7 protein-coding genes and 1 pseudogene are annotated in these 6,530 nt (G+C 64.4%); all 8 read right to left on the reverse strand.

All coding sequences use genetic code 11. The features are described 5' to 3' along the window. Positions 1-317: VOC family protein (locus tag ABSG20_RS26260; protein ID WP_490338340.1), on the reverse strand; the 317-nt coding region annotated here is incomplete at its 3' end. Between the two features lie 57 nt (positions 318-374). Next, a complete protein-coding gene (locus ABSG20_RS26265; RefSeq protein WP_423867402.1) occupies positions 375-1,094 on the reverse strand; it encodes an SDR family oxidoreductase in 720 nt (239 codons plus the stop codon). Continuing rightward, the gene (locus ABSG20_RS26270; protein ID WP_423867403.1) at positions 1,091-1,948 is read right to left on the reverse strand and encodes an ATP-binding cassette domain-containing protein; all 858 of its coding nucleotides are present in this window, start codon (positions 1,946-1,948) and stop codon (positions 1,091-1,093) included. The genes ABSG20_RS26265 and ABSG20_RS26270 overlap by 4 nt, the downstream gene beginning before the upstream one ends. Next, positions 1,945-2,832 carry an ABC transporter ATP-binding protein gene (locus ABSG20_RS26275; RefSeq protein WP_423867404.1) on the reverse strand — a complete coding sequence of 296 codons (888 nt, stop codon included), beginning with the start codon at positions 2,830-2,832 and terminating at the stop codon, positions 1,945-1,947. Before ABSG20_RS26275 ends, ABSG20_RS26270 begins: the two co-directional genes overlap by 4 nt. Continuing rightward, positions 2,829-3,716, reverse strand: coding sequence for an ABC transporter permease (locus ABSG20_RS26280; RefSeq protein WP_423867405.1), 888 nt, complete (start codon positions 3,714-3,716; stop codon positions 2,829-2,831). The genes ABSG20_RS26275 and ABSG20_RS26280 overlap by 4 nt, the downstream gene beginning before the upstream one ends. Beyond that, complete coding sequence (locus ABSG20_RS26285; RefSeq protein ID WP_423867406.1) at positions 3,709-4,716, reverse strand: ABC transporter permease; 1,008 nt, start codon at positions 4,714-4,716, stop codon at positions 3,709-3,711. Before ABSG20_RS26285 ends, ABSG20_RS26280 begins: the two co-directional genes overlap by 8 nt. A gap of 28 nt (positions 4,717-4,744) precedes the next feature. Continuing rightward, complete coding sequence (locus tag ABSG20_RS26290; protein ID WP_423867407.1) at positions 4,745-6,286, reverse strand: ABC transporter substrate-binding protein; 1,542 nt, start codon at positions 6,284-6,286, stop codon at positions 4,745-4,747. A gap of 60 nt (positions 6,287-6,346) precedes the next feature. After that, positions 6,347-6,530, reverse strand: a pseudogene (locus ABSG20_RS26295) (dienelactone hydrolase family protein); the annotation flags it as partial.

Consider the following 6,530-nt stretch of genomic DNA (forward strand, 5'->3'; position numbering starts at 1 on the left):
TGGTACTGAAACAGCTCGATGTTCGAACCATAACCGCAGCGGACCATGCTGATCTCGTCGATGACGGCGCGCGGATTAACGTTGACGACGTCCTGCATGAACGTCCCCTTGTCATCCGAGAACGGCCCGAACGACATCGCGTGCGAACACCCGATCACATCGGTGAAGAAGGCGGTGGCGGCCTTGATGTCCGGCACGGTGATGCCGGTGTGGTCGTGACCACGCAGGCCCGGAATCGAATCCGCCGACGCCAGCTGCGGCGATGCGCCGATGACGAGGGTGGCAAGTGCGGCAACCAAAACTCTCGATGTCTTCATGATTTTCCTCATTGTTTTGCGTTGGATGGATTACGAATGCTGCGCTCGATTGTGGGCCTAGCCCGGCGACGCCAATTGACGTTCAACCGCCTTCGGATCGTGCGCGAGACCCTGAGCGATGCCGCGCGCCATTTCGCCGACATAGATGTCTTCCTCGCCGGCCTCGAAGCCATCGAGGATCTCGGTTGCGGCATCGGCCGTCGTCATTTTCGGAATCGGCAGCCCGGCCGTCATCCGCGTATCGACCGCGCCGGGCAGCGCCGCGGCGACGTGAACTCCCTGCGGCGCCAGCTCACCACGCAATCCCTGCGTCAGGCTGAGCGCCGCCGCCTTGGAGGCGCAATAGGATCCCATGAATGGCAGGTTCACGCGCGCCAGTATCGTCAGTATGTTGAGCACGGCGCCGTGATTGGCGATCAGCGCGGGTGCGAAGGCCCGCGTCACGCGAAGCGGCCCGATATAATTGGCCTCGATTTCCCGGCTCGCAATCGTCAGATCCGGAGCGGTCATGAAGCTGGTATTGTGATTGATGCCGGCATTGTTGATCAATAGCGTGACGTCGGCCGCCATCGCTGCCGCCTTCTTGACGTCGTCGTCGCTGCTGACATCCATCTTGATCGGAACCAGATGGTCGGACGCGACCAGTCCGGAAATATCCCGCGCCGCGGCGTAGATCTTGGCGGCGCCTCGTGCCGCGAGCCCGGCGATCAGCGCCTGCGCAATCGCGCCGCTGGCCCCAGTAATGAGAACGACAGAACCCTTGATGGTCTTGGTCATGCGGCTGATCCTTGCTGGTGGGAGGGTACAATCGGGCTGGTATCGTTCAACCAGCCCGGCTCGACGTCAGGTAGGGGAATCGCTGAGAGCAACTGGCGCGTATAGGGATGCTGCGGCGAGTTGAAAATCCGGGCGACCGGTCCGTATTCGACCACCTCGCCATGCTGCAGGATCGCGACATCGTCGCACAGCACCCGGACGACCGACAGATCGTGGCTGATGAACACCATGGTGAGACCGAGCCTGGCGCGCAGTTCCCTGAGCAGCAGCAGGATATGCGCCTGCGTCGACACGTCGAGCCCGGACACGATCTCGTCGGCGACGATGAAATCCGGCCGCAGCGCCAAAGCGCGAGCGATCCCGGCGCGCTGGCGCTGGCCTCCCGATAGTTCGTGCGGATAGCGATCGACCAAGCCGGTCGGCAGCCCGACCAGGTCGAGCAAAGCCGCGGCGCGATTGCGCTGATCGCGCCAGCCCTGCAAGCGTCCGTGCACCCTCAACGGACGGGTCAGCGTGACGCCCAGCCGCAACCGGGGATTCAGGGATGACTGCGGATCCTGGAAAATCATCTGGATGCGCGCGCGCAGCGGTCGCATCTCGGCCTCGCCGAGGCGGCTGATTTCGATGCCGTCGAACTGGATGCCGCCGGAAGTAGGCCTCAGCAGCCGCACCAAGAGCCGGCCGAGCGTAGTCTTGCCGGAACCGGACTCGCCGACCAGGCCGAGCACCGAGCCGCGCTGCACGGCGAGATCAACCCGCTTGACCACCTCGCGCATGTCGGGCCGGCGGAACAGCCCGGCACGCTCCGGATAGGCGAAGCTCAGGCTGCCGGTTCGGAGCAGCATCTCGGTCATGACGTTGCCATCGCCGATAGCCGGTCGAGGCGATAGGCCTCGGCCCACAAGCCGTCGATCAATGCCGCCGGCACCGGACGCAGCGCTTCGGCCGGCCGGTCGGCGCGCGGCGTCGCCGCCAGCAGCGCGCGCGTGTAGGGGTGGCGCGGTTTTGCCAATACATTGGCGGTCTCGCCTTCCTCCAGCACGCGTCCGGCATGCAGCACCGTCATGGTGCGGCAGAGTTTTGCCACCACGCCGAGGTCATGGGTGACGAACAGGATGGTAGCGCCATGGCGCTGCCGGAGCCGCTCGACCAGCTGCAGCACCTGCCGCTGCACGGTGACATCGAGCGCGGTGGTCGGCTCATCGGCGATCACGAGCGAGGGATCGCAGGCGAACGCCATCGCGATCAGCACGCGCTGCCGCATCCCGCCGGAAATCTCATGCGGGTAGAGATCGAGGACCCGCCGCGGCTCGCGGATCGCGACTTCCGCGAGCAGCTCGGCCGCGCGCTGCAGCGCCTCCCGCCTCGACAAAGCAAGATGATGCCGCAGCACGATTGCGATCTGGGCGCCGACGCACTTGACCGGATTGAGCGAGGTCATCGGGTCCTGCGGAATGAGTGCGATGCGGCGGCCAAGCAAACGGCGTCGCTCCGGCTCCGGCATCGCGACGAGATCGCGTCCCTCGAACAGAATCGTGCCGGCGGTGATGGTGGCGTTGGCGGGCAGCAGCCCGAGCACGGCCCGTCCCAGCATCGACTTGCCGGCCCCGGATTCGCCGACCAGGCCCCGGACTTCGCCGGGCTGCAGCGCGATATTGACTCCGCGCAGCACATTGGTCGAGGTCGCCCCCGTGACGATCGCGACCTGCAGGCCCTGGACCGAAAGCGCTGCTGTCATCGGCGCTGCACCGGATCGAGCGCCAGCCGCAGGCCGTCGCCGAGCAGATTGAAGCCGATCACGCTGACGATGATGCAGCCGATCGGCAGCGCCATGATCCATGGCGCCTGGTAGACGATCGTGCGTCCCTCGGCGATCATGCCGCCCCAGGTCGGGGTGTCGCCGGTCACCGAAATACCGACAAAGGACAGGATCACTTCCACCAGGATCGCGATCCCCATCTCGACCGAAAGCAACGTCACCACCAGAGGGACGAGGTTGGGGAGAATTTCGAGGCGCAGGACCTGTCCGCGGCTCAGTCCGATGACGCGCGCGGCGGCGGCATAATCACGCCGCAGCTGCACCATGGTCTCGGCCCGGACCACGCGCGCAAAACGGGTCCAGTCGACGACAACGATCGCTGCGATCACCGAGGTCAGCCCCGCCCCTATCACCGCCGCCAGCACGATCGACAGCAGCACCGGCGGAAACGCCATCCAGACATCGATCAAGCGCGAGGTGACCTGATCGACCCAGCCGCCGAAACTGCCGGCGATCAAGCCGAAGGCGACACCGATCGCCGCCGCCAGCGACGCCGCGATCAGCGCCACCGCAACCGCGGTCCGCGCCGAGTAGATCAGCCGCGACAACACGCAGCGGCCAAGACTGTCGGTGCCAAACCAATAGGCCGGCTCGCCGCCGGAGAGCCAGGCCGGCGGCAGTTGCGCCGACATCAGATCCTGTTCGACCGGATCGTGCGGCGCCAGCAGCGGGGCCAGCAGCGCGATCAGCATCAGCACGCCCACCAGCGCCGCGCCGGCCCAAAGCCTCGGACCGCCCCGCTTCAGTCCGGCGATCCCAGGCGATGGAGAACTGACCGTACCATCGAGGGCAAACTCAGCCATGGCGCAGCCTCGGATCGAGCAGCGTGACAACCAGGTCGATTGCGAGATTGAGCGCGATGAAGAGGGCGGCAAAAGTCAGGATCAAGCCCTGGATCAGCGGGAAATCCCGGTTGATCACGGCGTCGATCGCCATGTTGCCGATGCCCTCATAGGAGAAGATGCGCTCGACCAGCACGGTGCCGCCGAGCAGCAGCGTGATCTGGACGCCGCCGAGTGCGACGGTGGGGATCAGCGCGTTGGGGAACACCTCGCGCAGCAGGATCTCGGGGCGTGAAAAGCCGCGGGCGCGGGCGATCTGCGCATAATCCTGATCCTCGGCCTCGGCCAGCGAGGTTTTCAAGATCCGCGCCAGCAGGGCCGAAAATGGCAGCGCCAGCGCCAGTGCCGGCAGCATCATGTGATGCAGCAGCGCGTTGGCGACGTCGAACCGACCCGTCAGCAGGCTTTCGATCAGATAGAAACTGCTGTGAAAACCGATATCGATCTGCGGGTCGATGCGACCCGAAATCGGCAGCCAGGGGATCAGCACCCCGAACAGCAGCAACAGGATCAGGGCCCAGAGAAAATCCGGAATGGCGAGCAGGACGCCGACGCCGCCGTCGACTATCCATTCCGCCCGCCGGCCGCGAAGCTGGACGCCGATCAAAGCGGCGAAAACACCCAGCACCACCGCGATCAGCGTTGCCAGCAGCGCCAACTCCAGCGTCGCCGGCAATCGCGCCAGCACCAGCTCGAAGACGCGCTGGTGCAGGCTGATCGAACGTCCGAAATTGCCGCTCAGCGCCTGGCCCAACCAGGTGACGAACTGCTGCGGGATCGGTTGATCAAGCCCGTAGAATGCCCGCAGCCGGTCGATGTCGGCAGGCGTGGCACCCGGTGGAATCATCATGGCGATCGGATCGCCGGGCACCACGCGCAGCAGTACAAAAACGATCACCGCCACGCCAAAAAGCGTTGGCGGTATGAGGACGAGTCGCCTGATGATCTCGCCCCATCGCATCGCGGTGCCGCCTTGCGTTTTATCGTCCCTAGGCCTGCGTGATCAGTTGCGGAAGGATCATGCCGTTGGCCTGCGGCACGATCTTCAGTGTCTTTTTGTGGATGATCGGCTGCACATATTGGAACAGCGGGATCACCTCGCCTTCATCGGCGATGTATTTGTCGACGGCCTTCCAGCCGGCGATCCTCTTGGCTTCGTCCTTCTCGCCCCACAGCGGGCCAATTCGCTCGATGGTGTCCTTGCCCTTCCAGGCGCAATGCGGCGACGGGCCGAACATCGCAAAGCCGGTGGAGGTGGAGGGATCGCCGATCGCGTTGCCCCAATTGTAGAACGCCGCCGGCGCCAGCGCGTGGCGCGCGCGCAGCTCGAAATGCTGCGCGATTTCGTAGACCTCGATGGTGGCCTCGATCCCGACCTTGCGCCACATCCCGACGATCGCCTGGATCATCTCGTAATCCTTCGGCTTGAAACCGCGCGTCGTCTGGATAGTGAACTTGACCGGCTTGTCCGGCGAGTAGCCGCTTTTGCCAAGCAGGCTTTTCGCCAGTTCGGGATCGTAAGCGACCTTGATCGAGGGATCGAAGGCCGCGTAACCCGGCGCTTCCAGCGTCGCGATCGGGACGCCATAGCCCTTCAAGAGCCGGTCGACGATCGCGTTCTTGTCGATCGCGTGATTGGCGGCGAGGCGGACATTGCGATCCAGCATCGGATCAATGTCGGTGATGAATATCATCGCGATGTCGGACACCGGCGTGGTCTGCCCGACCAGTCCCGGCTTTGCCTTGAGGCGGTCGAACTCCTCGTAGGGCATTTCGAAGGTGACGTCCGATCCGCCGGATTCCAGCTCGGCGACGCGGCTGGTGGGATCGGTGACGAACTTGAACACCACGGTGTCGAAGGCGGGTTTGGGACCCCAATAGCCCGGGTGGGCCTTGAGCCGCAGGAACGCATTGCGCTCGAAAGCGTCGACCTTGTACGGACCGGAGCCGATCGGCGCCTTCTCGAAGCCTTCTGCGCCGACCTTCTCGTAATAGGTCCTGGGCAGAACATAGCCGGTGAGGAACGCCATCCATTTGAACAGGGCCGGCTCGAATTCAACGACGTCGCCGGTGATGGTATTGCCGTCGATCTTGAAGTTGCCGATCTTGGCCCAAACGAACTGGATAGGATTGCCGCTCTTCGGATCGGCGGCGCGCTGCAGCGACCAGACCACGTCTTCCGGCGTCACCGGCGAGCCGTCGTGCCAGCTCGCCCCCTGGCGCAACTCGAGCATGATCTTGCTGCGGTCGTCGTTCCAGCCCCATTTGGTCAGCAGGCCGGGCTTGAAGGACAGGTCCGGCGCCTGGCCGATGTAGGGATCGAAGACCGCCTGATAGATCGACTGGATGGTCGGATTGACCGCGGATAATCCGATGGTCGGATCGAACGACGGCAGATTGACGTTGTAGGCGATGGTCACCGTACCCGGCGCGGCGGCTTGCGCCGACCCCGAGAGAACACCGGAGAGAGGTAGAGCGGCGGCGCCGGCCAGTTGCAAAACCGTACGGCGAGAAATCGTGGAAGAGTTCATGACAATTTACTCCACAGAACGAAACGGCGCCCGGGACGGGCGCCGTTGATTGAAGGCAAGTTATTTGGCGCTCTCGGCCCAGCGAGCCATCAGCGTATTCGAGGGCAGCGTCTCGTCGACGAGTTTCTTCGCCGTCGCCACGCCGGCCGCTGGGAGCAAAGCGGGATCGAGCAGCCCGATCTGCACCAGCACCGATGCCTGATCCCAGTAAATGTGTTCGTTGTAAAGCTTGTCGCCGCGGAAG

Source organism: Bradyrhizobium sp. (genome assembly GCF_049512235.1).
Taxonomy (GTDB): domain Bacteria; phylum Pseudomonadota; class Alphaproteobacteria; order Rhizobiales; family Xanthobacteraceae; genus Bradyrhizobium.

Excerpts from the sequence above, each read along its gene's own strand:
- ABSG20_RS26275 (WP_423867404.1), bottom strand. The coding sequence starts at position 2,832 with ATGACAGCAGCGCTTTCGGTCCAGGGCCTGCAGGTCGCGATCGTCACG.
- ABSG20_RS26290 (WP_423867407.1), bottom strand. The coding sequence starts at position 6,286 with ATGAACTCTTCCACGATTTCTCGCCGTACGGTTTTGCAACTGGCCGGC.
- ABSG20_RS26265 (WP_423867402.1), bottom strand. The coding sequence starts at position 1,094 with ATGACCAAGACCATCAAGGGTTCTGTCGTTCTCATTACTGGGGCCAGC.
- ABSG20_RS26285 (WP_423867406.1), bottom strand. The coding sequence starts at position 4,716 with ATGCGATGGGGCGAGATCATCAGGCGACTCGTCCTCATACCGCCAACG.
- ABSG20_RS26280 (WP_423867405.1), bottom strand. The coding sequence starts at position 3,716 with ATGGCTGAGTTTGCCCTCGATGGTACGGTCAGTTCTCCATCGCCTGGG.
- ABSG20_RS26270 (WP_423867403.1), bottom strand. The coding sequence starts at position 1,948 with ATGACCGAGATGCTGCTCCGAACCGGCAGCCTGAGCTTCGCCTATCCG.